Source organism: Niameybacter sp., from assembly GCF_036655075.1.
Lineage (GTDB): Bacteria > Bacillota > Clostridia > Lachnospirales > Cellulosilyticaceae > Holtiella.
This window is the reverse complement of the sequence record NZ_JAVVQU010000040.1, coordinates 1-26,388: the sequence shown is the minus strand read 5'-3', so window position 1 is coordinate 26,388 and position 26,388 is coordinate 1. Positions and strand designations below refer to the sequence as shown.

General features: G+C 35.3%; 29 protein-coding genes, 1 tRNA gene and 1 riboswitch. Of the genes, 7 read left to right on the top strand and 23 right to left on the bottom strand.

Going from position 1 to position 26,388, the window contains the following annotated elements:
- Window positions 1-82 precede the first annotated feature (82 nt).
- From RRY75_RS11045 to RRY75_RS10965, 17 genes are all read right to left on the bottom strand, one after another.
- A tRNA-Ser gene (locus tag RRY75_RS11045) sits at window positions 83-168 on the bottom strand.
- Window positions 169-409: 241 nt separating this feature from the next.
- Window positions 410-1,090: a 2-C-methyl-D-erythritol 4-phosphate cytidylyltransferase gene (gene ispD, locus RRY75_RS11040; RefSeq protein WP_332493163.1), complete on the bottom strand. Its 681-nt coding sequence runs from the start codon at window positions 1,088-1,090 to the stop codon at window positions 410-412.
- Window positions 1,091-1,104: 14 nt separating this feature from the next.
- Window positions 1,105-2,172, bottom strand: a complete 1,068-nt coding sequence (locus RRY75_RS11035; protein WP_332493164.1) for a PIN/TRAM domain-containing protein — start codon at window positions 2,170-2,172, stop codon at window positions 1,105-1,107.
- 20 nt (window positions 2,173-2,192) lie between these two features.
- Complete coding sequence (tsaD, locus tag RRY75_RS11030; RefSeq protein WP_332493165.1) at window positions 2,193-3,212, bottom strand: tRNA (adenosine(37)-N6)-threonylcarbamoyltransferase complex transferase subunit TsaD; 1,020 nt, start codon at window positions 3,210-3,212, stop codon at window positions 2,193-2,195.
- A 3-nt stretch (window positions 3,213-3,215) separates the two neighbouring features.
- Entirely contained in the window at window positions 3,216-3,791 is a 576-nt protein-coding gene (locus tag RRY75_RS11025; protein WP_332493166.1) for a DUF6715 family protein, read from the bottom strand.
- 21 nt (window positions 3,792-3,812) lie between these two features.
- Window positions 3,813-4,718 (bottom strand): ribonuclease Z, encoded by a 906-nt coding sequence (locus RRY75_RS11020; RefSeq protein ID WP_332493167.1) that lies wholly within the window; start codon window positions 4,716-4,718, stop codon window positions 3,813-3,815.
- Between the two features lie 109 nt (window positions 4,719-4,827).
- Window positions 4,828-5,061: a hypothetical protein gene (locus tag RRY75_RS11015; RefSeq protein ID WP_332493168.1), complete on the bottom strand. Its 234-nt coding sequence runs from the start codon at window positions 5,059-5,061 to the stop codon at window positions 4,828-4,830.
- A gap of 119 nt (window positions 5,062-5,180) precedes the next feature.
- Entirely contained in the window at window positions 5,181-6,119 is a 939-nt protein-coding gene (gene rnhC, locus RRY75_RS11010) for a ribonuclease HIII (RefSeq protein WP_332528147.1), read from the bottom strand.
- A 239-nt stretch (window positions 6,120-6,358) separates the two neighbouring features.
- The gene (locus RRY75_RS11005; protein WP_332493170.1) at window positions 6,359-7,453 is read right to left on the bottom strand and encodes a hypothetical protein; all 1,095 of its coding nucleotides are present in this window, start codon (window positions 7,451-7,453) and stop codon (window positions 6,359-6,361) included.
- Between the two features lie 124 nt (window positions 7,454-7,577).
- Window positions 7,578-8,927: a phosphoglucosamine mutase gene (glmM, locus tag RRY75_RS11000; RefSeq protein WP_332493171.1), complete on the bottom strand. Its 1,350-nt coding sequence runs from the start codon at window positions 8,925-8,927 to the stop codon at window positions 7,578-7,580.
- Between the two features lie 171 nt (window positions 8,928-9,098).
- Window positions 9,099-10,448, bottom strand: coding sequence for a CdaR family protein (locus RRY75_RS10995; RefSeq protein WP_332493172.1), 1,350 nt, complete (start codon window positions 10,446-10,448; stop codon window positions 9,099-9,101).
- Window positions 10,441-11,298 carry a diadenylate cyclase CdaA gene (gene cdaA, locus RRY75_RS10990; RefSeq protein ID WP_332493173.1) on the bottom strand — a complete coding sequence of 286 codons (858 nt, stop codon included), beginning with the start codon at window positions 11,296-11,298 and terminating at the stop codon, window positions 10,441-10,443. The genes RRY75_RS10995 and cdaA overlap by 8 nt, the downstream gene beginning before the upstream one ends.
- Before the next feature lie 152 nt (window positions 11,299-11,450).
- Window positions 11,451-12,425, bottom strand: coding sequence for a hypothetical protein (locus tag RRY75_RS10985; RefSeq protein WP_332493174.1), 975 nt, complete (start codon window positions 12,423-12,425; stop codon window positions 11,451-11,453).
- Window positions 12,422-12,835 carry a hypothetical protein gene (locus tag RRY75_RS10980; protein ID WP_332527717.1) on the bottom strand — a complete coding sequence of 138 codons (414 nt, stop codon included), beginning with the start codon at window positions 12,833-12,835 and terminating at the stop codon, window positions 12,422-12,424. The genes RRY75_RS10985 and RRY75_RS10980 overlap by 4 nt, the downstream gene beginning before the upstream one ends.
- 16 nt (window positions 12,836-12,851) lie before the next feature.
- Entirely contained in the window at window positions 12,852-14,078 is a 1,227-nt protein-coding gene (locus tag RRY75_RS10975) for a putative glycoside hydrolase (protein ID WP_332493176.1), read from the bottom strand.
- 186 nt (window positions 14,079-14,264) lie between these two features.
- Entirely contained in the window at window positions 14,265-15,104 is an 840-nt protein-coding gene (locus RRY75_RS10970) for an MBL fold metallo-hydrolase (RefSeq protein ID WP_332493177.1), read from the bottom strand.
- A 28-nt stretch (window positions 15,105-15,132) separates the two neighbouring features.
- Window positions 15,133-16,383, bottom strand: a complete 1,251-nt coding sequence (locus RRY75_RS10965) for an MFS transporter (RefSeq protein ID WP_332493178.1) — start codon at window positions 16,381-16,383, stop codon at window positions 15,133-15,135.
- A gap of 139 nt (window positions 16,384-16,522) precedes the next feature.
- Here RRY75_RS10965 and RRY75_RS10960 point away from each other — a divergent pair, with 139 nt between their 5' ends.
- Entirely contained in the window at window positions 16,523-17,281 is a 759-nt protein-coding gene (locus RRY75_RS10960; RefSeq protein ID WP_332493179.1) for a DeoR/GlpR family DNA-binding transcription regulator, read from the top strand.
- A 157-nt stretch (window positions 17,282-17,438) separates the two neighbouring features.
- Here the strand turns inward: RRY75_RS10960 and RRY75_RS10955 are convergent, their stop codons facing one another.
- On the bottom strand, window positions 17,439-18,719 hold the full coding sequence (locus RRY75_RS10955) for a glutamate-5-semialdehyde dehydrogenase (protein ID WP_332527715.1): 1,281 nt from the start codon (window positions 18,717-18,719) through the stop codon (window positions 17,439-17,441).
- Between the two features lie 103 nt (window positions 18,720-18,822).
- Between RRY75_RS10955 and RRY75_RS10950 the strand changes: the two genes are divergently transcribed.
- On the top strand, window positions 18,823-19,398 hold the full coding sequence (locus RRY75_RS10950; protein WP_332527714.1) for an FAD-dependent oxidoreductase: 576 nt from the start codon (window positions 18,823-18,825) through the stop codon (window positions 19,396-19,398).
- Window positions 19,367-19,747: an NAD(P)/FAD-dependent oxidoreductase gene (locus tag RRY75_RS10945; RefSeq protein ID WP_332528149.1), complete on the top strand. Its 381-nt coding sequence runs from the start codon at window positions 19,367-19,369 to the stop codon at window positions 19,745-19,747. Before RRY75_RS10950 ends, RRY75_RS10945 begins: the two co-directional genes overlap by 32 nt.
- On the opposite strand, the gene RRY75_RS10940 is transcribed toward RRY75_RS10945, so the two are convergent.
- On the bottom strand, window positions 19,744-20,301 hold the full coding sequence (locus RRY75_RS10940; protein WP_332493184.1) for a hypothetical protein: 558 nt from the start codon (window positions 20,299-20,301) through the stop codon (window positions 19,744-19,746). The two genes, RRY75_RS10945 and RRY75_RS10940, sit on opposite strands and share 4 nt — an antisense overlap.
- 177 nt (window positions 20,302-20,478) lie before the next feature.
- On the opposite strand from RRY75_RS10940, the gene yjeM reads away from it, so the two are divergent.
- Together yjeM and RRY75_RS10930 are read left to right on the top strand one after the other, a co-directional pair.
- Window positions 20,479-21,975: a glutamate/gamma-aminobutyrate family transporter YjeM gene (gene yjeM / locus RRY75_RS10935; RefSeq protein WP_332493185.1), complete on the top strand. Its 1,497-nt coding sequence runs from the start codon at window positions 20,479-20,481 to the stop codon at window positions 21,973-21,975.
- Window positions 21,976-22,045: 70 nt separating this feature from the next.
- Window positions 22,046-22,399 carry a hypothetical protein gene (locus RRY75_RS10930; protein WP_332493186.1) on the top strand — a complete coding sequence of 118 codons (354 nt, stop codon included), beginning with the start codon at window positions 22,046-22,048 and terminating at the stop codon, window positions 22,397-22,399.
- 63 nt (window positions 22,400-22,462) lie between these two features.
- Here RRY75_RS10930 and rimI read toward each other — a convergent pair whose 3' ends face one another.
- From rimI to RRY75_RS10910, 4 genes are all read right to left on the bottom strand, one after another.
- The gene (gene rimI / locus RRY75_RS10925) at window positions 22,463-22,900 is read right to left on the bottom strand and encodes a ribosomal protein S18-alanine N-acetyltransferase (protein ID WP_332527712.1); all 438 of its coding nucleotides are present in this window, start codon (window positions 22,898-22,900) and stop codon (window positions 22,463-22,465) included.
- Entirely contained in the window at window positions 22,890-23,594 is a 705-nt protein-coding gene (tsaB, locus tag RRY75_RS10920) for a tRNA (adenosine(37)-N6)-threonylcarbamoyltransferase complex dimerization subunit type 1 TsaB (protein WP_332493188.1), read from the bottom strand. Before tsaB ends, rimI begins: the two co-directional genes overlap by 11 nt.
- Window positions 23,595-23,602: 8 nt before the next feature.
- Window positions 23,603-24,019, bottom strand: coding sequence for a tRNA (adenosine(37)-N6)-threonylcarbamoyltransferase complex ATPase subunit type 1 TsaE (tsaE, locus tag RRY75_RS10915; protein WP_332493189.1), 417 nt, complete (start codon window positions 24,017-24,019; stop codon window positions 23,603-23,605).
- A 265-nt stretch (window positions 24,020-24,284) separates the two neighbouring features.
- Entirely contained in the window at window positions 24,285-24,908 is a 624-nt protein-coding gene (locus tag RRY75_RS10910; protein WP_332493190.1) for an ECF transporter S component, read from the bottom strand.
- 194 nt (window positions 24,909-25,102) lie between these two features.
- A riboswitch (FMN riboswitch) is annotated at window positions 25,103-25,226 on the bottom strand.
- Window positions 25,227-25,450: 224 nt separating this feature from the next.
- On the opposite strand from RRY75_RS10910, the gene RRY75_RS10905 reads away from it, so the two are divergent.
- Both RRY75_RS10905 and uppS read left to right on the top strand, forming a co-directional pair.
- Window positions 25,451-25,603, top strand: a complete 153-nt coding sequence (locus RRY75_RS10905; protein WP_332493191.1) for a YfgJ family double zinc ribbon protein — start codon at window positions 25,451-25,453, stop codon at window positions 25,601-25,603.
- A gap of 64 nt (window positions 25,604-25,667) precedes the next feature.
- On the top strand, window positions 25,668-26,309 hold the full coding sequence (gene uppS, locus RRY75_RS10900; protein WP_332493192.1) for a polyprenyl diphosphate synthase: 642 nt from the start codon (window positions 25,668-25,670) through the stop codon (window positions 26,307-26,309).
- Window positions 26,310-26,388: the final 79 nt, after the last annotated feature.

Sequence of the window (26,388 nt, the reverse complement as noted above, 5' to 3'; positions counted from 1 at the left end):
TAACGACCTACTCCCTTTCCAGGGGAGCCCCTTCGACCACTTGGGTACTTCTCCTCAGTGATCTTGCATTTTAATGGATTAACGGAGAGGGTGGGATTCGAACCCACGGCCCCTTTCGGAGTCACTGGTTTTCAAGACCAGCTCCTTAAACCGCTCGGACACCTCTCCAAATATGTTGTTTGTGTACATGTCCTTCGACTTGACACTAGAGTATTTTATCAACTCTTAATATTTTTGTCAAGCACTTTTTCACTTTTCATTCAAGCTTTTAGTCCTTAACTTTTGCCTTAAGTGCTTGCTCGCCCTTAGCGCTTAATTAATATACCATAGCATTTGTCATACGTCAACATGTTTTTCAAACTTTTTTCATTTTCTTCATTTCGTTAGTATATCAACGCATGACCTGCCTTTAAATAAGTCTTTCTGCTAGTAAAAGGTCCTCTGGTGTAGTGATCTTTATATTCGTATATTCCCCTTGTACGATATATACGTTTTCACCGAATGCTTCAACAATCATACTATCATCTGTGGCGATAACTTGATTTTGTTTCGCTTTCTCATAGGCCTCTATGATAAGATTCTTTTCAAACACTTGTGGTGTCTGTATAGACCACAAAGTTTCTCTTTTAGGTGTATGAATCACTTTACCTGTTTCATCAACTTGTTTAATAGTATCTTTTACAGGCACTGCTACAATACATGCTTTATACTCTTTTACCTTTTCTATACTGCTTCTTATAGTTTGTTCACTAATAAGAGGCCTTGCCCCATCATGAATGAGAATATACTCTATATCTTTGCTCACACCCTTAATGCCATTATAGCAAGAGTCTTGCCTTTCTTTGCCTCCTGCAAGAACACATTTTACTTTTTCTATCTGATAGGTTTCTTTTAAAAGTTCTGTTACGTACTCTATATCTTCTTGACCGGTTACCACTATAATTTCATCTACCTGCGCCATAGTGGAAAAGCGTTCCACCGTATGAACCAGTATTTCTTTGCCTTTGAGCTTTAAATACTGTTTTTTTATTTTTGTTCCCATACGTGAACCGCTTCCACCTGCCACAATAACTGCAGCAATTTTATTCATTTTGTCTAACCCCTTTATTTAATAATCTTAGCAAAGATCATACGCCCAGCAGAAGTTTGAAGTACACTTGTAACTTGTACTGTTTTCATCTCTCCTACGGCTTTTCTACCATTTTCCACAACAATCATAGTGCCATCATTTAAGTAAGCTATTCCTTGTTCTTGTTCTTTACCTTCTTTTATAATCGTAACCACCATTTCCTCATTTGGAAGTACTACAGGCTTTACAGCATTGCTTAAATCATTAATATTTAATACTGTTACTTTTTGTAGTTGTGCCACCTTATTTAAATTAAAATCATTAGTTACAACCGTTCCTTGTATTTGCTCTGCTAATTTGATGAGCTTTACATCTACTTCTTTAATATTACGAAAATCTATATCCATAACCTCTATAGGTGGATGTTTTAGATTTTTCATTTCATTTAATATATCTAACCCTCTACGTCCACGATTACGTTTCAACTTATCAGATGAATCCGCAATATGACGTAACTCATCTAATACAAATGTAGGAATGATAATCTTACCTTCTACAAATTGAGTTTTAATAATATCCAAAATACGTCCATCAATAATAACACTTGTATCTAGTATCTTTGGAGCACTCCATAATGTATTGTTATCTTTTTTTGTAAACCAGCCTTTAATCTCTTCTTTTTTAAGGTGTACAATATAGACACCTATATAGCCTAGACCTAAATAAAGAAGTATGCCCCACAGGATATTCATCATATCAGATTGTCCCGTAAGCAAAGGATTTCCTACAAGATTAGCAATTCCTAGCCCTATAGCAAAGCCAATAATATACATTAAGGTCTCTTGCATCGATGCCTTTACTAATTTATTTTCAATTTTAGGTGTAATTTTCTTTGCAACAAGTGCCCCTATACTTACAAACATTAGTCCAAAAACAATTATAAATACAATAAATTCTTTATACTCATACACAAATTTTAAAGGGCCCTCCAGTCTACTACCTAAGTCAGGGGGAATAAGCTGTTTTTCTTGTAAATCTACTACTGTTATAGATGCAATCCCCGCAACAATTCCAGAAATTAGAAATTTAATTATTTTCTCCATCGTTTACTCCCCTCCTCTTATTATAGTTTCTTACCTAATGGCAAGTTTGGCACTGCATTTAATGTCATATCCGCACGTGCACCTCTTAAATATTCAAAGTATGCAGCAGAGCCAATCATCGCTGCATTATCAGTACATAAGATAAGGCTTGGATAGGAAAAACTAAATCCATTTGCTCTACATGCTTCTTCCATCCCTGCACGCAGCCCACTATTAGCTGCAACGCCACCAGCTAATGCTATTTTTGTAATACCTTTTTCTTTTGCAAGTGCTATTGTCTTAGTAACAAGGACTTCCACGACTGTATGTTGGAAACTTGCTGCAATATCAGCGACTGGGAGCTCCTCCCCTTTCATCTTCGCACTATTGACATAGTTCAGTACTGCTGACTTTAATCCACTAAAGCTAAAATCATATCCATCACTTATCATTGCCTTAGGGAATGCAAAGGCTTTGGGATTTCCTTCTTTACTCAGTGCGTCTATCTTTGGTCCCCCCGGATAGGGAAGTCCTATTGCACGAGCCACTTTGTCGTAGGCTTCTCCTGCTGCATCATCTCTGGTTTTCCCCATAATCTCATAAGTATGATAGTCTTGAACATACACTAAATGAGTATGCCCTCCTGATGCCACTAAACATAAAAATGGTGGTTCTAATGTTTTATCTTCTATATAATTGGCTGCAATATGCCCTTCTATATGATGTACACCTACTAATGGTATATTTTTGCTAAAAGCAATTGCTTTAGCTGCTACTACACCTACAAGTAGTGCACCTACTAAACCTGGTCCATAGGTTACACCAATTGCATCAATATCATCTAAAGTCATGTTCGCCTTTTCTAATGCTTCACGTATAACAATGTTAATTTTCTCTACGTGCATACGAGATGCTATCTCTGGTACAACCCCACCAAACTTAGTGTGCAAGTCTATTTGAGTAGAGATCACATTTGAACGTACATCACGACCATTCACAACAATTGCTGCTGCTGTTTCATCACAAGATGTTTCTATCGCAAGTATTTTTGTCTCTTTCATTTTCTATTCCTCCAAATTTGAGTCTCCGTTCATGAGCTCAAAATCTTTCCAACTGTATATTTTCCATAAGCCATCTTCTTTAACTAGAGTATATTGCCTTTTTTGTGCACCTTTAGTCGTTTTATATAAAACTTCTACAAAAGCATCATCAGGTGTCAAAAAGTTAATACTCTCTATCTGGCTACCTTCTAAATATATAGATTCTGCATGATTTTTGATAAGTTCAGCGCGCAAATGTTCAAACTGCTTCTCATACTTATTTAACGCCAATAACTCCTCACTAAAAAGCAGACGAAGGGCATAAAGTGTTTGTTTTTCAACCTCACTATCTACGGCCCAATCATCACTGTACTGTACTTCCATAATTTGATTATTCATTTCCATAAGTAACCTTGGTGTCTCGGGGTATTGACGTTCAATGGCCTCAATAATCGCATCAATGGCTACAGTACTTGCTCCCTCTATCGTTTCTTCTATATCTATACTTTTTACCTCTGTTACAGAATCTCTGTTCTTCATCGCTATAAAGTATATACTACATACACTTATCATTATTAAAACCGCTAGAGCTTTTCTCATGCTTGTCCCTCTTATAACACCTTAGTCGTCAAACCCTATAGTTGTTGTCATCCTATCTGTTCCTGCAATAGTATTGGGGAAAATCTCACAGATAGCTGTTGCATCTATTTTGGAGTTTGGTACTGCTGGGCTAAAGTGAGTAAGCCAAAGTTCTTTGACCGCTGCCTTTTTGGCTATTTGTGCCGCTTCACTACTTAGCATATGTTTATATTTTTTCACTTGTTCAATCTCATCTTCTATATACATGCCTTCACAGATAAACAGATCTGAGTCTTTTACAAAGTGTGCCATATCCTCTGTTGGTCTACAGTCTGTACAATAAGCGACTTTTATGCCTTTTCTATCTTCACCTAATACCATATCAGGGGTATACAGCTTATTTTGTTCTTGTACAGACTCACCTAATTGAAGCTTTTTCCAAAGCTTTTGTGGCACTTCATTTTCTCGTGCTTTTTCTACTACAAACTTTGGTTGTCTTTTGTTTTCTATGACATATCCAAAACATGGTACTTTATGAGGAACAGGTAATGCTGAGATATGGAACTCTCCAACAACAACCTCACTCTTTTCATAAGGTAACTCTATTAAATTTAATGGGAAAGTGATGTCTCTACAAACTACTGTAAGTCCATCTACAATTCTCTTAAGCCCTGGAGGCCCAATAATTGTTAAAGGTTCTTCTCTACCGGCATTCCCTAATGTTAAAAGTAGTCCTGGTAATCCTGTAACATGGTCTCCATGGTAATGTGTAAAACATATAATATCTAAAGTTTTATAACCCCAACCTAACATTTTCATAGTGACTTGTGTGCCTTCACCACAATCTATCAAAAGCTTTCTTCCATTATATCGTGCCATCATTGCCGTTAAAAAACGTTCTGGTAGCGGCAACATTCCACCTGTTCCGAGTAAACAAATATCTAACATGTTATACTTCCTTTCTAGACTTATAATTGTATTATATCCTTTTATTCTAAGTGTTACAACTTTACAATAAAATCACGAAAAAAAAGAGAGTTGTTTTCACAACCCTCCTTTATTCATCTTCAGTTGTAAAGATTTCAATGACCGGTGCCTCATTAATTGGTATGGCAAAAGTTTGAATCCACTTATTGTAACATGATTCACATATTTTAAAGGAATCATGTGTAAGGTCTTTAGAAGAAAAATACCCCCATGTCTTTTCAACTGGTAGATAATCTTCGTAGTTACGCCCATCTATTTTTTTAATAGGCGCTCCACAACAGTTGCACTTTATCTGTTTTTGCATTTTAGGCACCCCCCACCGCAAAAGCGGCCTGTATTTCAAGCATTATCTCTTATCTTCTTTTATTATATACTTTCTATATCTAATAATATATAGGTAAATTTTACGTTATCTTATCTTTACTATAGATTGTCTGTTGTTTTGAAATGGAGTTTCCCTACTTCATTTAACCTATTTTTGCCATACTGACGCACAAATTTTTTACCCGCTTCTATCGTTTGATTACTCGCACCCTTAGGGAAACTTTGCCCATACTTTTCTTCTAGGTGCCCCATTTCTTTTACAAAAGCATCACGAGCAAGTATACTTGCTGCTGCTACAACTACATTTTGTTCAGCTCTTGGTCTTTGCTCAAGTATAATATGTTTACTCGTCTCTCTTAGGCACCCTTTAATCAACTTTTCATCTCCAAATTGGTCGGAAAGTGCTACCTCTGCACCGGTCTTTTGAACAAGCTCATCTATTACTTTTGCATGTCCTGCAGCTAAAAGTAAATTTAGGTTACCTATTTTATGATAGGCTATATTATATTTTTCATTATCAAATATAAGAATCTTATATTGACAAATTACTTTTATTTGTTCTGCTAGCTTTGCAATCTTAACATCTGTTAATACTTTACTATCTGCTACACCTAGTAACATAAGTTGTTGTTTGAGGTTTTCATCTGCATACACGCCAGCTACAACTAGTGGACCAAAATAATCACCTTTTCCTGATTCATCTACACCTATTAAAGGTGTTTTGATTTGGTCACTTACAAAGCCTTTTGATGGTATGTTTGTTTTTGTATTTGTTGAGGAGACTTGCTTGTGACTTGTCCCACTACTATTTATATTATAAATAACTGCTTTTAATTCCTCATATTTTACCTGTGATAAATCTAGGGTAATACCTTTTTTCTTACTTTCATAGATTCTGACCTTAGATTTTTTCCCACTATCTATTACATCAAACTGAATGCCATAATTAATTTCTTGATATGGATCAACTTGAAAATCATACTCGAGTTGATTTAATAAACCCTCTTTTAAAATGTTATATAAATCGTATTTTGACATCAACATTTCCTTCCTGTGTTTAATAGTCTTAGTATATAACATTTTTTCTTTTTATTGCATAAGTTCTTTTCATTTTGCTTAAACTAGGAATGAGATAATTGTGATTCCTCCCCATTGAACATTATCTCAAACCCCAACATTAATTGTTTAAATATTAAAAACCCTAAATATCTATTTTAAAAAGCGATAGCTCCCCTGTCGCTTTCTTTTCATGTCTAATTTCTCTATCCGAGTGTCCATTAAAATGCAAGCAGTGCTTGTACAAGGTCATAATCATTAAGTCTATCTTTATCTTTTTCCATAAATGCACCAAAGTATTGATGCTGTTTGTCTTTCACTTGGAAATTAAGCATTTTTTCCATTGCTAGTGTATAGAGCTCAATATCACCTATATTCTTACCTATTTGACTAATAACAGCATAGATAGCTACTGCCTCTTTATGACTCGTTACTATTCCTGTTTTTACATCATACTGTTCATAAACGCCACCAGCTTTAATTTGTTCTTTTAACCATTTAATTGTATCTGACTTACAAATACCACTTTCAGATAAGTGTTGTACTATACGTAGACTCTGTAATATATCTATCTTTTCTTGTGGACCATATGTCTTCTCTTCATAGTTATAATAGGTATAGTAAAGTGGGAGGTTATGCCCAATATAGCCCTTCTCTACAATTTCCTTACTCTTTTGAAACGTTCCCTTCCACCTAACATCTTGCTCGGCTAGTAGCCCTAATGCCTTCAAATCAAAATCATCTAATGCAATTTCTCCTTCTCGTTCTCCAATACTTGGATCATGATAAGAATATAATTTATTTTTCACTACATTATACCGATATATCTGATCAGATAATTGGTTGGCCACTGTTTCATACAACTCATTTTGCCATATTTTTGATGCGCGTATCATGAGCTTATAAACTTTCAAGTTGTCTCCTAAAGACCACTTAGGAATAGGCTGTACTTGGCTATCATCTTGCTGTATATACCCGCCTACAGATAAAAGCTTATCTTGTGTTAAAAAGTCTTCTATTAATTTTTTTAAAGTTTGTTTAAACAAAGCCTCTTGATTATTCTTTAATAAATACTCCATATAAAGTATTTGCACATTAGTCCTAACATTTTCGTCTATATAAAGTAGCTCTTCATGTAGTAAATGCTCTTCAATCACCTTCAGTACATTCATTTTGTACTTGGTATAAAAAGGATCTTCTAATTCTGTGGTTTTTGTTTCTATTATCACCTCTTTTATATAGTATTCTCTTGCTAAACCTATTATCCCGCTCGTTAATATTACAAAAACTAACATACTTATTATCTTTTTCTTCATTTTTCCACCAACTTATACGACAATATTCTTTAATATTACCATATTACATAGAAGATAATAAATATAAATTACATAAAAATATACAAAAATAAAAAGGCTTATCTAAAATAAGCCTTTCTCTACCTTAATTTAATCGTTCTTCTATCAAACGTGCTAATTTTTCTGCTTCTTGTTGCATCACTTCCTTATCTTTTCCCTCTATCATTACACGAACAAGTGGCTCTGTACCAGATGGACGAATAAGCACACGCCCTTCTCCCTTAAATTGATTTTCAAGAGTTGTAATGGCATCTTGGATTTCAAGGTCTTCCAGATAATCGTGTTTGTGCTCATTTTTAACATGAGCATTGACTAAGACTTGAGGATATACTTGCATAATCCCTTTTAATGCTGAAAGTGTTTTACCTGTTTTTTTCATGACATATAGAAGTTGAATAGCAGTAATAAGGCCATCACCTGTTGTATTGTAGTCTAAAAAGATAACGTGGCCTGATTGCTCTCCTCCTAAGTTATACTCATGTTTGAGCATATTTTCTAATACATAACGGTCTCCTACTCTTGTATGAATCAAATTAATACCTTCTTTTTGACTCATAACAGAAAACCCTAAGTTACTCATAACGGTTGCAACAATTGTATCCTTCTTAAGACGACCATCCTTTTTCATATCTAGACCAACAATACTCATAATTTGGTCCCCATCAATCATTTCACCTTTTTCATCTGTTGCAAGGCATCTATCTGCATCTCCATCAAAAGCAATGCCCGCTTCTACTCCACGTCCTACTACCTGTCTACTTAGGTCATCCATATGAGTAGACCCGCATAATTTATTAATATTAACACCATTTGGCTTATTGTGAATAACTTCTACCTCTGCACCTAAACGCTTAAGTGCAATTGGTGCTACCTCTGAAGCTGCGCCATTAGCACAGTCAATGAGTACTTTAATGCCATTTAAATCTCCTGGAATGGTATTACATACATAGTCAATATAGGCATTTATTGCACTTGTATCATGTTTCCATGTACCTACTTCCTCACCTTCTGGAAGTGGAATACTTTCTGGTCTAGATACAATAAGATTCTCGATCTCATCTTCTAGCTCATCTCTTAACTTATATCCCTCTGAGTTAAAGAACTTAATTCCATTAAATTCAAGTGGATTATGAGATGCTGAAATCATAACGCCTGCATCCATACCAAGTTCTTTTGTTAGGTATGCAACTGCTGGAGTTGGAATAACCCCTACACAAATAGCCTTTGCACCTACTGAACAAATTCCAGCTACCAAAGCCGATTCAAGCATTGTGCCTGATATACGGGTATCACGTGCTACTAAAATTTTAGGTTGAGTCTTTGTTTCCTTTGTAAGCACATATGCCCCCGCTTGCCCTAAGTGAAAAGCTAGCTGGCCTGTTAATTCTTTATTTGCTACACCACGTACACCATCAGTTCCAAATAATTTTCCCATATATTTATCTCACTTTCTGGTTAAGGTTAATTGCTTTTACTATGATTTTCTTGTCCTTTTTATAATTCTTTTGTTTAATTCAAGATTATAATATCATTGTACGATACTTACAAGGATTTAATGCACGTCTAAATAGAAAGGATGCCCCAAACTTCGTTGGGACATCCTTCTTTATTCTCCCTCACTAGGCACTACGACTTCTTCCTCTACAGGTGTGTCTATAGGTTCATCTTCTGGTGGAGGTATATCTTCTATTATTTTTTCTACATTAAAGTTCAAATAGATAGGCGTATTCACTACCTTAAATCCCTCTGGCACTACAAGTTGCAGAGGGATTTTATACTCACCTGCTACAAACGGCTTAACTGTATTAAAGTCAACTGTTCCTTTTAAATCGTTCAGGTCAAAACTTAGAAGCTTCTCAGCTGTACTTGCTAAGATGACATCTACAGATGTATCTAATATAGTATATTGATACTCTGCTGGTATCCCTGTAATTTTTAATTCTATTTCCTCTGGGTTAATCTTATAGCTATAATCCGTTTCCTTTTGAATCTCTAAAGTAACATTCGCCTTAGACTCTATATTATCAATATACTCTACACCCTCTGGTAATATAAAATCTGTTCTAAAGGTATTGCTTTGAATGATGTTATCAAGTGGTATCTTCTCAAGCTTAATAGATGTAATTTGATCCACCACATCAGGTTTGCCTACAATGGTTATTTCTTTTGGATTTACGATTAAGTTAGTCTGGATATACCCTGTTGGCAACATACCTTTAAATTGTGGCACAAGCTCTACCTTTTTCTTCTTCCCTATAGGCAATGTAACCTCTACATATTCCGGTACTTTCTTCAAGCCTGATACCTCTTGTCCCTCTTTATCTAGTAAAAGAATAGGTATAGTATAACTGAGTACATCTTCTGAGAAATTATCTACATTAATATTAATCATAGCTGTTTCTACTCGTTCTACTGCACTCTCTGGTCCACTAATTGTTACCTCACTCGGCTTCAAAATAGGATCTAATGCAGCATACTCGCTGTTACTTTCATTAGTAATGTTATAATCAATCTCTTTTGTTGTTGACTTTTCTCTTTCAAAAATAACACTAATATCTTTCGGTCTTATATCTTCTGCCTTAATTGTATCTGTACTTATAATAACTGGAATTTTTATTGTTTTATCTATAGAGACCGCATCTTCATTGGTCAACATATTGGCATATTGAGTAAGGTCTAGCCTTGCATCCACTTGAACATTGTCACTAGCAAGGCGTTCCATATCCAGACGTGGTCCTTTTAAAAGCACTCGTACTTGCATATTTCTAAGTTCTTCTTCATTTTGTAAGACATAACCTTTGGCTTCTAGCTCATTAATCCCTCTTATAGTCAGTGGTACTTTGACTTCTTTTGTGAGAATAGGATTTTGGGAGTTGATGACAAAGAACCATAGTAAAGTAGCAAGTAAAAAAGAAACTATTTTCCAAGGAAGGTTATTGGATAAAAATCTATTCATTTTTTTGTTTTCCTTTCCATAGTACCATTTTTCTTTCATGCTTTTTACGTTTCTTTGATGAGCTTAAAATACGTCTTAATGCTTCTCCATCGAGACCTCTTCTAATCTTTCCATTTTTCACAAAAGAGATATTCCCTGTTTCTTCTGACACAACAACTACAAGTGCATCCGTTACTTCTGACACACCAATCGCTGCCCTATGCCTTGTTCCTAATTCTTTACTAATTTCCAAGCTGTCACTTAGTGGTAAGAAACAAGTTGCTGCCGAGACTCGATTATGTGTTATAATTACTGCACCATCATGTAATGGTGTGTTCTTCTCAAATATATTAATAAGCAACTGACTTGAGACAACGGCATCAATAGGAATACCTGTTCGTTCTACATCCCCTAATTTGGTTTCTTGCTGAATAACAATCAATGCGCCTGTTTTTACTTTTGCCATTTGTACACTTGCTTTGACAATAGCATCAACAGTCTCATCTAGTAGACCCTCTATCATTCCCTCTTCCGTTGATAAAATAGACCCTAGAAGGTTTCCTCTACCAATTTGCTCTAAAGCTCTTCTAAGTTCAGGTTGAAATAGTACTAGTACCGCAATAGCACCTAATGTAATCGCATTAGAAATAAGCCAAGAAACAGTATGCAGTTGGAATACAAAAGCTACAACAGCAACTACAATAATAATGACAACGCCTTTTAAAAGTGCCCAAGTTCTTGTGTCCTTAATCCACATCAGAATTTTATATATAAAAAATGTTACTACTAATATGTCTATAATATCTCTTATTCCTATGCGAGGAAGGCTAAGATACCCTATCTTATCTAGTGCTTCTCCTATTACGTCCAAGTACTACAACCCCTTTTAAATTATTTTATATTTATTATATCATGATTATATTCAAAATACATCTGGAACTTATGATAATTTTAACCTATAGACTAGAAAAAAAGTTGGTAACAAAATTATTCTGTTTTTACAGATTAATTTTGTCCCAACCTCTACTCCTCAATTTCAATAGCTTCACTTTTATGATGTCCTGCATATACTTTTTCTACCTTACTGTACTCTTTTTGAGCCTTCACCTTCGGTACTACCTTCACAAAATAATAGTTATCTTCATCTTCGAATTGCACCGTTTCACTTCTTGAATAATCCAATGGTTTAGACATAAACTGAATGATACTTGCTAAGAATACACTTATTATAGACATAACAACAAGTAATAATACATTGATAGGTAACTTTAAAAATAGAATTGCCATAACAAACCCCAGTATATTCATAGCACCTCCAATGATAATGGCAATATAAGGTGCATAGTCTAGCATCTGCTTACGTATGACCAGTACTACACAAAATACGATGAGCAATACACTCATCGTCGCGAGCATTGTAGGATTTTGAACGACTTGTGCCATAAAGACATTAAGACTTCCTACAAACATACTAAGAGGTTCTTTGGCTTGAACTGTGGCTTGGACAATAGGTGCTATACTTTGCATAGAAAATACAGCGACTATCCCTATTAAGATTCCAACACTAACTGAAAATCCACCAAACAAGCCCCCTATAATAGCAACTGCATAATGTAAATTTAATTTGAAGGCTAAAATAGTTACTACAATCATCAAACTTTCTTTTGGGTAAAGTCTAATAAAAAATATATATAAACATAGGCATATCATAAACATACCCATCCCTATCAATAAGTTAAAACTTAAAAGATGGGTTACGATGATAATCATCGCCATAATCATCATAAATTGTACGGGTAGCAAAGCACTCACACATGCTAAAGCTCCTATTACATAAGACCTTGTAAGTACAGGGGTATAGCCTATAGTATTATTAATTTCTATCAACATATAGATTGTTCCCATAAACTTCGCCATGGCTAAAAAAATCTTTTCATACATTTTATAAAACTGCATAGCTTGGTCTCTAAAAATTAAAAGGCTTTCATTTGGTTTCATTTTCTATCCCCCTCTTCTTGTGTGCTACTTTCATACGCTTCTAGTGCTTTTAAATTCTGCTTGTAACTATTCATTCTATTAAGTGCAGCATTATAACGTTTCCTATAGACTTGACTAGATAACGCACTATAGACCACCAAAGTCCCTATCAATACACTTCCATAAGGCAAAATGTATTCCAGGACTACTTCTTCTATTGTAGTTGGTAGCTCGCCACCTATTTGAATCTTAAAGAAAGTGAATATAAATATAATCATCACCGTTACAATCATGACCATAAGTCTAGTTTTAAAGTTATTTATATATATATAGTCCTCTGAAAAATAACTTGTAATTCTTTTATCTTTAACTATTGAACATTTTTCTTCTATTGCTAACTTGGACATTAAGATAATTTTCTTTTCATCCATTCCCCCGTCACATCCTTTATTCTTTTTCTAAAGCATCTTCGTGATAACTACCTGCCCCATTCCATAAAAGCCATTCTTTCCCCAATGCATCATAAGTTGCTTCTATCTGTTCTTTTACTTCTTTATCTTCATACTCTTGATAAGTACCTAGCCAACTTGCAGTAAAATCTTGGAGCCAAGGCCTTACCTCCGCTGAACGTTCTTCTCTTGGTACATCACTTATTGCCATATTAGAATATTGCATAACCTCTAATATAAGCTCATAAGGTTGTAAGTCTGGATGTTCGATACCAAATGATCCAACACCATAATGTGAAGGATAAATCATAGGGCAAATATAATCAAGATGTTTACTAAGCTCTTTATAATCTTGTCCAACAATCTCTGCATCGATTTTACTTGTTATAATCGTTCCAAATACGTCTGCTGAAACGTTTACACCATAAGAATGTAATGATTCTGTCATATACTGAGTAAATTCAGTTATAATTTCTGTCTTACTCTTATCTTCTGGAAAATTCAATGCTTTTCCATCCATTGATTCATGGAAACGAATGTAGTCAAACTGTATTTCTTTAAATCCTAACTCTATTGCTTCTTTGCTGATTTCTAGGAGATACTCCCAGTTTCTTTTGTCATACGGATTAAGCCATCTTTCGCCTTTGCTTGTTTCAAAGATTGTTCCATCTGCATTTGTAACCGCTTGGTCTTTATTGACCTCTGAATAGAGATTATCTTTAAAAGCAACAATACGCGCAATTGGGTAGATATTGTCCGCATAAAGCTTGTCCATGACTTCTTTAATATTAGGAATTGCTGGGTTTTCTTTAACTGCACACTGTAATGCTGGGTTATCTGTCTCAAAAGTTAAATAACCGTAATCTGTCTTAATATCAATAACTATTCCATTTACTTCTGTTTCATTTGCAAGTTTAATGAGTTCATCAAGCTGTGTCATTTTAGTCGCGGGTAAATAAACACCTTTTATAGGTGGCTTAGCCGTATGTACCCCATATTTAATATCAGCCTGTTCTAAAAAGAATGGTTCTACGACTGGTTTAACATTCTGCTCTGTCATACTAAAAAGTGTTGCAACATCTTCTAATTTCAATTTATTCGTTATGATTAACGTAGCAAAGACACCTGTTAATAAGATAAAAGCAGTCATAAGATTTCTAAGTATAGCCTTTTTACGTTTGTACTGATAATAGCTTCCATAAGGTTTAATCTTATATTTTTTCACCTTGTACGACACTCCTTTTTCTCTCTTTTATTATAGCATAGAATTTTTTAGCTGACGATTATTGTTTTTCTACACAATTCTAAATTTTATTTGTGTATTATTGCCAAATTATTCAAGTTCTAATCATTATTATATGCAAATTACCATACAAAAAAGCAGATGCATCCTTCGCATCTGCTTTTATTTTTATAGTGCTAATTCCATTCCATCATAAGACACAACAAACTGATAAGGTTTGGCTTGCTTCTCTAAATCTTCGTGGCAAAGTCCACCATTATGTGAAAAGTGGGTTAAAATAAATGTAGTGTTTTCTGTTGCACTACCGATTTCTAATAATCTTTCTTTAACTTCTACACAACTTTCTAACCCTAAATGCCCATATCCACCTCTATGTTTTGCACCATGTGTACAATCTAGGCTGACTACATCTAATTTTACTGTTTTTAAATACTCAAAAGTTTCTTCTGGGAATATACCTGTATCATTACCATATAAAAGCGTCTTCCCATCTTCCTCAATAAGATAAATCAAAGATTGTTCATCTGTTTGATGTTGTGCTAAAAGTGGTGTGACTTTAAGTGTACCTACTTCATACGTTGTAAAAGGTACAACTTGTGTGTATCCAATAAAACTTTGATTGCCACCAAATTCGATTTGGATTGCTTGGTCTAAGCATGCCTTCACTTTATCATTTCCATATACTCCTACAACCGACCCCTTATTCTCTGCATCAAAATGTGCATAGTTCCCTTCACACCTTGCCATAAGGTCAAGAGGGTTGAAATGGTCTGAATGAGAATGGGTAATCACAAAATGTCTCACTTTAGCTAGATTTAAGTTGTACTTTAACTTATGTAAGTAAGCATCTGGAGAAAAATCAATCAATGTATCTTTATTGATGAGCATACTCGTTCTTGTACGAATATTTTTCCCACCTTTGCTTTCTGCCATTTTGCAAGCTTCACACTCACAAAAAAGTCCTGGAAATCCTTCATAAGCTGCTGTACCTAAATATTTTAGTTCCATATACTTTCTCCTTTTAATAGGCTAATAATTAATTTTTGAATTTTTTCCACATTGGTCTTGCACCTAAGCAACTTAATATACCTAATAAACAAATACCTACTAGTATCATACTTGTTACTTGCCATCCATACCCTTCTACAAGCACACCTAAGCCATACCCACACAACCCACTCCCTAAATAAGTCACACAGTTCGTTAACCCTGCTACCAGGGCTGTTTTGTTGTATTTGGCAAAATAGGTTGGTAGTACACTGACTAGAATTGTATTGATCCCTAACATACAAGATGTTACGATTGCAAATAATAAGACACTGATATATATATTAGTTGTCCCAAATAGTACTAACAAACTTAAACTGATTAGGCTTACGCCATAAAAAACTGCTGTTGTCTTTAAATCATCTCCTGCATTTTTACTATGAATATATTTAATAAGATAAATACCTGATAAATTAACAAGTGGTAAGAGTGCGGTTAAAAATACTGAAAAATAGGCATGTGTGCCAAATGTATCGGTTATATACTGTGGTACCCATGTCATAATGCCATCTTTTAAGAATCCCATAATTAAAATCGCTATAAAAATAATTATGAGCCCTGATTGCAGGATTACTTTGCTAAAAATGATTTCTGTTGCCTCATTTGCACATGCGCTTTGCTTAGACTCAGTGACATGCTTTGCACCTTCTTGTGACACACAAACCTTTTGGTTGTCTCTTTCAAGCTTTTTAATCACAAGTTGCCACAAAAGTGCTACTCCAAATAATAATATAGCCGACATAAGGAAAATGGTACGCCAATTTGCCACTCTTAATAATCCTGAACAGAGGATATAAGTAAAGCATGTTCCCATAGCTACTGATGTTTGGATGTTAAAACAACTTTTATGTAAGTACTCCGGTGTCATATACTGTGTATACAGCTTAACAATAGGTGGCCAAACAAAAGCTAGGCATAACCCATTAATAGACCAAATAAGTACGAGCTGCCAATAGCTATTTGAACCATACATTGCTAAATTACACAATCCACATCCAATGAGCCCTGTCAGCACTAATTTTCTAGGTGAACAATGGTCTCCTATTAATCCACTAATTAATTGTCCTATTCCATAACTTATAAATAATGCTGTGACTATAGTACCTATCTGAATTGTTGTGTAGCCCTCACTTTGTCCAATTTCTATCATAGAAGCCGCATAATTCAATCGTCCTATATACGAAACAAAATACACAATCCAACTTACTCTAAAAAGTTTTTTAGCTAGATTTTGTTGCACAAGTCTCACGCTCCTTCATGGTTATTGTAAAGCTTTCTTATAAAAATAAAAGCTTTGGAGCTTATATTGATTTTTTTCATCAAAACCTTTAAAATAATGAAAAATAATTCATCTTTTATGAATCTTAGGGAGTACTTATATGCTTAATACTAGACAAGAACAACTTCTAACGTTATTAAAGCTAAAAAAAAGTATGGCTACCAACCTACTTGCTGATACATTATCCTACAGTCCTTCAACTATACGCCGCGATCTTATCCTCCTAGAAAACATGGGGCTCGTTAAGCGTGAAAAAAGACATGTACATTTACTCATTACGACAGCTAAAGAAAAACATTTCAAACTGCGTAATCAAGAAAACATACTTTTGAAACAATCTTTAGCCCAACTAGCCACTGACTTTTTAACGGATGGCCTCTCTATTTTTCTAGACTCCAGTTCTACTGTATTACAGCTTTGTCCACTCCTTGCATCTTATAAAAACATTACAATTGTCACCAATGGTATAGAGATTGCTCACAGTCTCATTGAACATACCTCTTGTGAAGTCTTTATGGCTGGTGGCTATGTAAGAGAAAGTTCTAGTGGCATCGTAGGAGAATCCTCCCTAGAATATATTAAGCAGTTTAATCTTGACCTTGCCATTCTTTCTTGTGCAGGTGTAGATGAAAAAGGCTTTTATGAACCAAGTATGCAGCAAGCCTTTGTCAAAAAACAAATGTTAGAACAGACCAAGCTTTCTCTCATGCTCTGTGACCATACAAAGTTTGAAACCAATTATAAATTCAACTTGGCTTCTTACGCACAAGTTGATTATCTCCTGACCACTGCATCGCCTTCTCCTACTATCTTGAAGGCTTCACAAGAACAAGCTTGTGAAATCTTATGGTGTAAATAAAGTTTATAGCATACATAAAATTGATGTCATACTATTCATGCGTATTATTCTAAATAAGTAAAAGGGTTATAAAACTAAGATTTCTCTTGTTTTATAACCCTTTTTATATAGATTAATCTACTTATTCATTTTCATAAGTGCTTTATGATTAATGAACTTAAACTAATTTCTTATGTGTAAACTTCTTCATACCAGATGCATAGTCTCCTACAATGTGACCATGTCCTGTAAGTTTGTATTTATAAATAAGTAGTCCTTCAATTCCAACTGGACCTCTTGCATGAATCTTAGAAGTACTTACGCCTACTTCTGCTCCAAATCCATAGCGGAACCCATCACTAAAACGTGTAGATACATTACAGAACACATTTCCTGAATCTACTAGCATCATAAACTTTTGCACTGCACTTTCATCTGTTGACACAATACAATCTGTATGCCCTGAACCAAAAGTATTAATGTGAGTGATTGCTTCTTCTAAGCTACTCACCACTTTAATAGATAAAATATAGTCTAAATATTCTGTTTGCCAATCTTCATCAGTAGCTTCTACACACTCAATAATAGCCCTTGTTTTTTCACACCCTTTAATAGTAGCACCTCTTGCTTCAAGAGAAGCCTTGAGGCTAGGTAAAAAGTCTCTGGCTACTGCTTCATGTACCAGTAATGTCTCTAAGGCATTACATACAGATACATATTGGGTTTTAGAATCTGTTACTACTTTAACCGCTAAATCTAAGTCCGCTGCCACGTCTACATAGGTATGACAAATCCCATCTGCATGCCCCATCACAGGGATGTCTGAGTTTTTCATAATGTATTGTACAAACTCATTAGATCCACGTGGAATAAGTAAATCAATGTATTGATTCATCTTAAGGATTTCACTTACTTCTTCACGTGTTTCCATCAAAGTAATCCACCCTTGTGGCATTCCTGCTGCTTGTGAAGCTTCTTTAATAATCTCAAATAAGATTTTATTTGTCTCTTTAGCTTCACTACCACCTTTTAAAAGTACGCTATTTCCACTTTTTAAGCATAAGCTTGAAATTTGTACAAGTGCATCCGGTCTAGATTCAAAAATTACACCGATTACGCCAATTGGACAAGAAATACGTGTTAAGATTAGCCCCTCGTCAAGCTCTGTTTGCATCTGCACTTTGCCAACTGGCTCTTCCATCTGCACTAAGCTTTCTATGCCATCTAGCACATCTTGTAACTTACTTTCATCAAACCGTAGACGTTTAAGTACTGGCATCGCTACATTTTGTGCCTCGCTTACCTCTAAATCCTTTTGATTAGCTGCAAAGATAGCTTCCTTATTCACTTTTAGTGCCTCACAAATAGCGACTAATGCTTTTCTTTTTGCATCACCTTCTGTAGCTTGTAATAGAATTGAGGCTTCACGAGCCTTACTTGCTGATTCATATATATTCATGTTTCCAACTCCTTACTGTATCCCTGTATGATTTAATGCTATTCTACACATCCTACATGTTAAGGTCAATGTTTTTTACACTTTTTACAAGGAGTTAACTACTATGTCACTTAACTATGTACAGGGTCAAGCACTATTTAGCGGCCTTAATTCAATCCCTAAACAGTATCCTTATTTAACCGAAGATTTAGAAACTGAAGTACTTATTATAGGAGGTGGGGTGACTGGAAGTATTTTAGGTTACTACTTTACCAATCGTCATATTCCTACCATACAACTTGAAAAGCACCGTATGGCTATGGGAAGTACAAGTATTACAACTTCCTTATTACAATATGAATTAGATAGCAACTTAAAAGCTCTAGAACAATCTACCTCATTAGAAAATGCTGTGCGTTCCTATCAACTTGGACAACTTGCTTTAGATGAAATTGATGAATTCATTAATACTTATGGCAACCACTGCCACTATCAGGTACGTGACACCCTACTTTATGCTGCTAAAAATCTAGAAGTAGGTGAACTCCATACTGAATATGAACTTCGTAAGCAATATGGCTTTAAAGTAGACTACATCGATAAGGAATCAAATCCTTTTAGCTTTGATTTAAAAGCTGGTGTCTATGGGATAAATGGCGGGGCTGAACTTGACCCTTACCTTTTTACGTACAACGCCTGATCACCGTTTAATTATAAGTGGTGAAGATATTAGCTTTGTACCTGGAATCTTTAACGAAGACGTTGCTAAAGAGAAATATGCCATTTTAGAACAGCGACTTAAAAATATGTTTCCTCATATTCCTGATATAGAAGTGGAATATAGATACTGTGGTGCCTTTGCCTCTACACCTGACAATATAGGTTTTATAGGAAAAGACCCCAACCACGACAGACTGTATTATAGTCTAGGGTATGGGGCCAATGGTATATTGTTTGCAATTTTAGCAGGGCTTATGCTACCTTCACTTTATAAAGGTCATCCATTGCCTGCTATGGACTTATTTAGACCGGATAGATTTGACGCTTAAGCGTTGGTAAGTCTATGCCCTTTAGGTGTTTTTTCAATACGTACGTGCATTGCTTTTCTTAAGTATTCCATACTACGTACTTGGTTAATATGTCTTAAACTATCTGTCTTGGCTACTCTTTCAATCATTGGAAGAATAGCCTGTTTTTCTTCTTTAGTCATTTTATTTGCTTTACAATGAGCATTAACAAATTTTAATGTTTCAACAATTTGATCCGCTGTAATCTTATCTGGATCTACTAAAGTATAAGTAAAATCCTTACGACGTTTTCCTTCTGGATAAGCTTGTTTGAAAAACTCCATGAAATAATCTACTTTTTGAGTAATTTCCGCTGGGCGGTATTTAATAAGCGTTTTATTAAGCTCTGTTTTTAAGAACACAATTGTATTAGACTTCACATTTACGCTCATTGCTTCAATGGCATCATAAATTTCTTTATAAAGTTGTTCTACCTGTTCAACTAGTAATCCTTCTTTAGCTTGTTTTCTTGCATCTTCTATAGCCTCTAAAACTGCTTTTTTAGTATTAAGAGGTTGTTTCTCTATTTGTTCCATACTTTCCTCCATCTATTCATGCTGTATCTTCTATTATATACACAAACTATTGTTTTTATCAAATTAAGCTTAGGCCACCTCTTATATTTAATTGAATTTTTTTTATGTTGAAGCATGATTTTTACATTTTTGTGCATTCTAATTACTAATTGAACAACGTAAAAAAGGAGGACATTTATGTCTCAGGACTCAACAAAACAACTAACTTTATTTTCACTTGTACTTATGATTTTCACATCTGTATATGGATTTGCCAATATGCCAAGAGCTTTCTTCTTGATGGGCTATGGTGCTATTCCATGGTATTTAGTAGGTGCCTTGCTGTTCTTCCTACCTTATGCCTTTATGATGGCTGAATATGGTGCTGCCTACAAACACGAAAAAGGCGGTATCTATTCTTGGATGGCAAGTTCTGTAGGTCCTAAATATGCTTTTATAGGTACTTTCATGTGGTATGCTTCTTATCTCGTATGGCAAGTTAATGTTTCTACAACCATATGGGTACCGCTTTCTAATGCAATATTTGGTCGTGACCTTACTCAAACTATGACCTACTTTGGAATGAGTCCTACCAAGTGGCTCGGTATACTTGCTGCGCTCTGGGTCTTACTCGTTACCTTTGTTTCTACAAAGGGGTTAGATAAGATTAAACAAATCACCTCTGTAGGTGGACTTGCTATTATGCTCTTAAACGTAGTGCTCCTAGTAGGTGGATTGATTGTACTTGCTCTACATGGAGGACAATTTGCTCAGCCTATTAATGACGGTCTTCGTACTTTTGCCGTTTCACCCAATCCAGCTTATCAATCTCCACTTTCTATTATTTCATTTTTAACTTACGCAATCTTTGCCTATGGAGGTATTGAGGCTGTTGGTGGGCTTGTAGACCAGACTAAAAATGCAGAAAAGACTTTTCCTGTAGGTGTTACCATTTCTGCCATTGTTATTTCTGTTGGCTATTCTTTAGGCATTTTCCTTATGGGTATCTTCATTAACTGGGAAGCCATACTTTCTCTTCCTGCCGTTAATACCGCCAATGTTACTTATATTGTGATGCAAAACTTAGGATATACTCTTGCCATAGGCTTCGGCTTAGCAGAAGCTACAAGCTTAGCAATAGGTATGTGGGTGGCACGCCTTGTAGGACTCTCCATGTTCCTAGCCTTGACAGGTGCTTTCTTCACTTTGATTTACTCACCACTTAAACAACTTATTGAAGGAACACCTGCTGGCATTTGGCCAAAACGTTTTACCGAAACTAAAAATAATATGCCAGCCTACGCTATGAGGTTCCAAGCAACACTTGTAATCATACTCATTTTGGTCGTTTCTTTTGGTGGAGATAATGCCTCAGCACTTTTCAACAAGCTTGTTACAATGACCAACGTAGCCATGACTATTCCTTATATGTTCCTCGCTATTGCCTTTCCTTTCTTTAAGAAAAAAGAGCATATTGTCAAACCCTTTGCCATTTATAAAAGTTATGGTGTATCCCTTGTTGCTTCTATTATTGTAACCATTACTATTGGATTTGCGAATATCTTTTCTATTATTGAACCAGGTCTTGCTAAAGGCTATTGGATAGACACACTCTTTGCAGGTGGTGGTCCAGTTATTTTTGCTATTGTTGCACTCTTGCTTTACCATAATTATGAATCCAAACAAAATAGTTGAGTATTGTACAATATCTTGTTTTACGCTATCATAAATAGGACTAACTTATTGACTAAGAAGGAATCCTACTATGAAAAAGAAAGTAAAACCAATGTGTCAGTTACAAACTATTTTAGATGCACCCTTAGCTGAACTCAGTCTTGAAAAACTCATTGGTAGTCAAGAATCTCTAAGCTGTACTCTTGCTACTATCCAAAAAGAAGTTCTACAAGAGCCTGTTTCTCTTGCCGAGATATGCTCTGAGATAGAAGCTTTAGATGATGAAAATTGTATGGAAAACTTTATTGATAAATATAGCAGTGCAACTTTCACTTCCTTAGATGAACTTTTAACAAGTCATACCATTAAGCCTTATGAGTTTCAGATTCAGGCAGGAACAAGTGACAACCTTTTCGGAGGGTTAGAAGGACTATTTGATGAGTAGCACTTAATACAAAACACCCGTAAGTTATAAGAAATTTTACTTCTTAACCTTACGGGTGTTTTATCATATAAAAGCATATGCCATTAATAAAGCATCTTCTGTTGGCTTGGTATAGTAATTTTTTCTCTTCCCAACTTCTGTGAAGCCTGCTCCTGTATAGAGGTTGATTGCAGGCTCATTACTTGCACGTACTTCTAAAATAAGGACCTCTAAGGCTCTATCTTGCCCGTAGCTCATAAGCCCTTCTATAAGTTGTTTGCCAATGCCTTTTCGTCTTCCACTTGGGCGAACAGCAATATTAGTAATTTGCCCTTCACCAACTACGTTCCATAGCCCTGCATAGCCTAGGACTTGTCCCTCTTCTTCCGCAATGAGATAATACGCCACTGAACTTTCTAGCTCTTTAGCAATAGATTCAAGTGACCAAGGCACACTAAAAGAGTCTACTTCTATCTCGTAAATAGATTGTACATCCCCTAGAGTTGCCTTTCTAATGACCACTATTTTCTCTCTCCTCAAGTTCTCTTTCCGCCTGACTCTTTCTTAGATACATAGGTACAAATGCATCTGCATCTACTATTTCACCTTTTTCAAAAGCCTCACAAGCAAGTTGTGCAAGTACGCTTGCTCTTTGCATGTGTACAAAACTTGGTGCAAATAGGGCAGCTTCCCCCATTACTTGCGTAATCTTACCTTGTAAGACATCTACTCCATCACCTAGAAAAATAGTTTTTCTACCTTCTAATCTTTCAAGAAGTTCATCAATTTCTATAGCTAAGTAGTCACCTTCTCTTTGAAGTTTACCTGCTTGCCATTTGTAAATAGCTGTATACACTTGATTTCTTCTAGCATCCATAATTGGACAAATGATTTGCTCTGCAAATGGAATATTGTGTGCCATTACATCTAATGTTGGAATTCCAATAATAGGTACACCAATAGCCAGTGCCATAGCTTTGGCAGTAGCTACACCAATACGAATGCCTGTAAAGGAACCTGGTCCACTTGTAACAGCAATCGCATCTACTGTTTCTAAATCTAATCCAATCATATTTTTAAGATGTTCAAGCATTGGCATGATCGTTTGTGAGTGAGTCAGCTTGTGACAAATGTAGTATTCTCCTACTAATTTATAATCACTAATATAAGCTACACTTCCTGATAATCCTGAAGCATCTATTGCTATTATATTCATCTATTCACCTACTCCATTGTAATTTTTCTATAGTCAAAACCTTGCTCTAAATCTTTTTCTATTGTAATCCATTTAGCTGACGTTGGAATAGCATCTGGAACATTATTTGCCCATTCTACTAAGCATACACCTTCTCCAAAGAAATAATCCTCATATCCAATAAACTCCAACTCTTCTGGGTCTTCAATACGATACATATCAAAATGATAAAGTGGCATGTCATTTTCATACTCTTGTACAATTGTAAAGGTTGGACTTGTAATATGTTCTGTAATGCCAAGCCCTTTTGCAAAACCTTTTGAGAAAACAGTTTTACCTACACCTAAGTCTCCAAGTAGGCAATAAATGTCCCCACGCTTTGCACTTTTTCCTATTTCATAACCTCTATTAAAAGTTTCTTTTTCTGATAAACTAATCCATTCCATAGGGGGTTCCTTTCTTTTTGTCATTAAGCATTATTGTAATACTGTTCGCTATAAGTTTCAACTCTTTCCAAGCTTTTATGTATTCAAAGTATAACTTATTCACCTTTATTTTATGCATATTTTTGAGGCTACGACATATACTAAATGTACAATCAACAACAATCTATTTTTGCTTTCACTTATGTTCCTCTCCCTTAACCTCACAGAAAAGACCACTTAACTCCTAAGAGCTAAGTGGTCTTTTCTTCTCTATATATTCATTTCATTATGCAGCCTTTTTAGGCATTAAATATTTTAGTGCCGGTTGAAGTGCTTTGATAAAAGCAACACTGGCTACCGCTACTAAAGTTCCTTTTACAAGGTTAAATGGTGTGATAGAAAGCATAACGAGTGTAAATTTGTCAGTAACTGCTGGAATAATAGCATGACCAATTTCAATGATTGTTTCCATTGGCATAAATACTTGTGCATAAAGTGGAATAGTAATGAAGTAGTTTACTATTGCCCCTGTTATCATAATTCCAAAAATCCCTCCAATAATACCTTTTGTAATATGTCTCATCTCTTTGCTTTTTCTTACAACTAATGTAAGTGGCAGTACATATCCAATAGAGATAAGCATGTTCGCAAGTTCGCCAACATATCCTGTACTTGATCCAAACAATAAACCTTTTAAAAGGTTTTTGATGACAACAACTACAATACCAGCCCATGGATTGATTGTAAGAATAGCTACAAGTGCTGGCACCTCACTGAAATCAATTTCTAAAAAGCTTGGGAAAATAGCTGGTAGCTTAATCCCCCACTGCATTAAAATAGCAGCAATGGCACTTAAAAAGGCCATTTTAATAATGTTTTGTGTAGATAATAATTTGTTACTGTTTTGCATAAAGCATCCTCCTTGAGATACTAAAAAAGCAACCCAATTTTATTCTTAGGGTTGCCGTTTTTTGTATAATCATTGCATACTTTATGAAATATTTCTATGTAGTGGTGTACGCATATCTATATACTTAATGTATGTATACCTATATGCCTCTCACTCTATACAAAAGATTACTCTCTATAATATATGCTTCACATGCAACTCTTCTACCATCCAGACTTTACTGTCGGTTTTGGAATCTCACCAAATCAATACATTCCGAAGAATGTAGTCGCGGACTATACCGCCGGTCGGGAATTTCACCCTGCCCTGAAGAATTAAGTTAGCTTTTTTATTTAATTTTATGAGCTTATTATACCCCTCTCTAAAATAAATTGCAAGTGTAGGACCTGTACTTTTTTTAGTCTTAACATTATATACTTTTAAGAAAACATTTCAGATATACACATTGCGCCTACAACTTCTATGTTATATCATTTAGCTAATCAAGCTATTTTAGTAACTACTATTTTATACAATAGCTAAAAAAGAGGAGGCTTTCGCTTATGAAAGAAAAACTTATTTGTCCAGATTGTAATCAACAAGAAGTTGAAGAAATCAATGCTTGTGGTGCAAGTAACTATTTCTGTAACAACTGTAAGAAACTTATTTCTTCTCGCCGTGTTAAAGAAAAGAATGTAGCAAAAGAAAAAGAGTAATCTAACACATGTATATTTTTTCTATTCTCGTTAAAACTGTATAAGATAAAGGAGGTGTATGCCTATGCGCATTCCAAAACATATTGCTGTTATACCTGATGGCAACAGACGTTGGGCTAAGTCTGCTGGTCTAGATAAACATGAGGGATACAACCACGGGTTAGACCCTGGACTACTCTTTCTGAAACTTTGTCGTAAATACGGAGTAGAAGAAGTTACTTACTACGGTTTTACAACAGATAACTGCAAGCGTCCCAAAACTCAAGTGGAGGCTTTCTCTAAAGCTTGTGTTGATGCCGTAAAACTGATCGAGAATGAAAATGTATCCCTACTTGTTGTAGGGAATACCGAGTCCGATTGCTTCCCCAAAGAGCTTCTTCCTTATACAACCCGTACCAATCCAGACAGTGGCGAAATCAAAGTTAACTTTCTTGTTAACTACGGTTGGGAATGGGATCTTGGAGATATGCATACAGACAGTAAGAATCGTAAAAGCATTTACGATTCCTTGCATTCTAGAGACATTTCTCGTATAGACTTGGTTATTCGTCTTGGCGGTCGTCAACGTCTTTCCGGACTCTTACCGGTCCAATCTGTTTATGCAGATATTTTTGCATTAGACGATATGTGGCCCGACTTTAACGAGGATCATTTCTTAGCTGCTTTAAATTGGTATAATAACCAAGATATCACCTTAGGTGGTTAATGCACAAACTAGTGATATATAAACAGAACAGCCCCTCTGTCAAATAGACTAGGGGCTGTTCTGTTTATATATGAAAATA

Coding starts and splice junctions, on each gene's coding strand:
- RRY75_RS10910 (WP_332493190.1), bottom strand. CDS start 24,908: ATGCAAAACAGTAACAAATTATTATCTACACAAAACATTATTAAAATG.
- uppS (WP_332493192.1), top strand. CDS start 25,668: ATGCGCATTCCAAAACATATTGCTGTTATACCTGATGGCAACAGACGT.
- RRY75_RS10930 (WP_332493186.1), top strand. CDS start 22,046: ATGAAAAAGAAAGTAAAACCAATGTGTCAGTTACAAACTATTTTAGAT.
- RRY75_RS10980 (WP_332527717.1), bottom strand. CDS start 12,835: ATGGATGAAAAGAAAATTATCTTAATGTCCAAGTTAGCAATAGAAGAA.
- RRY75_RS10960 (WP_332493179.1), top strand. CDS start 16,523: ATGCTTAATACTAGACAAGAACAACTTCTAACGTTATTAAAGCTAAAA.
- tsaB (WP_332493188.1), bottom strand. CDS start 23,594: ATGAATATAATAGCAATAGATGCTTCAGGATTATCAGGAAGTGTAGCT.
- RRY75_RS11020 (WP_332493167.1), bottom strand. CDS start 4,718: ATGTTAGATATTTGTTTACTCGGAACAGGTGGAATGTTGCCGCTACCA.
- tsaE (WP_332493189.1), bottom strand. CDS start 24,019: ATGGAATGGATTAGTTTATCAGAAAAAGAAACTTTTAATAGAGGTTAT.
- RRY75_RS10905 (WP_332493191.1), top strand. CDS start 25,451: ATGAAAGAAAAACTTATTTGTCCAGATTGTAATCAACAAGAAGTTGAA.
- tsaD (WP_332493165.1), bottom strand. CDS start 3,212: ATGAAAGAGACAAAAATACTTGCGATAGAAACATCTTGTGATGAAACA.
- RRY75_RS11025 (WP_332493166.1), bottom strand. CDS start 3,791: ATGAGAAAAGCTCTAGCGGTTTTAATAATGATAAGTGTATGTAGTATA.
- ispD (WP_332493163.1), bottom strand. CDS start 1,090: ATGAATAAAATTGCTGCAGTTATTGTGGCAGGTGGAAGCGGTTCACGT.
- RRY75_RS11035 (WP_332493164.1), bottom strand. CDS start 2,172: ATGGAGAAAATAATTAAATTTCTAATTTCTGGAATTGTTGCGGGGATT.
- yjeM (WP_332493185.1), top strand. CDS start 20,479: ATGTCTCAGGACTCAACAAAACAACTAACTTTATTTTCACTTGTACTT.
- RRY75_RS10970 (WP_332493177.1), bottom strand. CDS start 15,104: ATGGAACTAAAATATTTAGGTACAGCAGCTTATGAAGGATTTCCAGGA.
- RRY75_RS10940 (WP_332493184.1), bottom strand. CDS start 20,301: ATGGAACAAATAGAGAAACAACCTCTTAATACTAAAAAAGCAGTTTTA.
- RRY75_RS10955 (WP_332527715.1), bottom strand. CDS start 18,719: ATGAATATATATGAATCAGCAAGTAAGGCTCGTGAAGCCTCAATTCTA.
- RRY75_RS10985 (WP_332493174.1), bottom strand. CDS start 12,425: ATGAAACCAAATGAAAGCCTTTTAATTTTTAGAGACCAAGCTATGCAG.
- RRY75_RS11015 (WP_332493168.1), bottom strand. CDS start 5,061: ATGCAAAAACAGATAAAGTGCAACTGTTGTGGAGCGCCTATTAAAAAA.
- RRY75_RS10950 (WP_332527714.1), top strand. CDS start 18,823: ATGTCACTTAACTATGTACAGGGTCAAGCACTATTTAGCGGCCTTAAT.
- RRY75_RS11005 (WP_332493170.1), bottom strand. CDS start 7,453: ATGAAGAAAAAGATAATAAGTATGTTAGTTTTTGTAATATTAACGAGC.
- RRY75_RS10995 (WP_332493172.1), bottom strand. CDS start 10,448: ATGAATAGATTTTTATCCAATAACCTTCCTTGGAAAATAGTTTCTTTT.
- glmM (WP_332493171.1), bottom strand. CDS start 8,927: ATGGGAAAATTATTTGGAACTGATGGTGTACGTGGTGTAGCAAATAAA.
- rnhC (WP_332528147.1), bottom strand. CDS start 6,119: ATGTCAAAATACGATTTATATAACATTTTAAAAGAGGGTTTATTAAAT.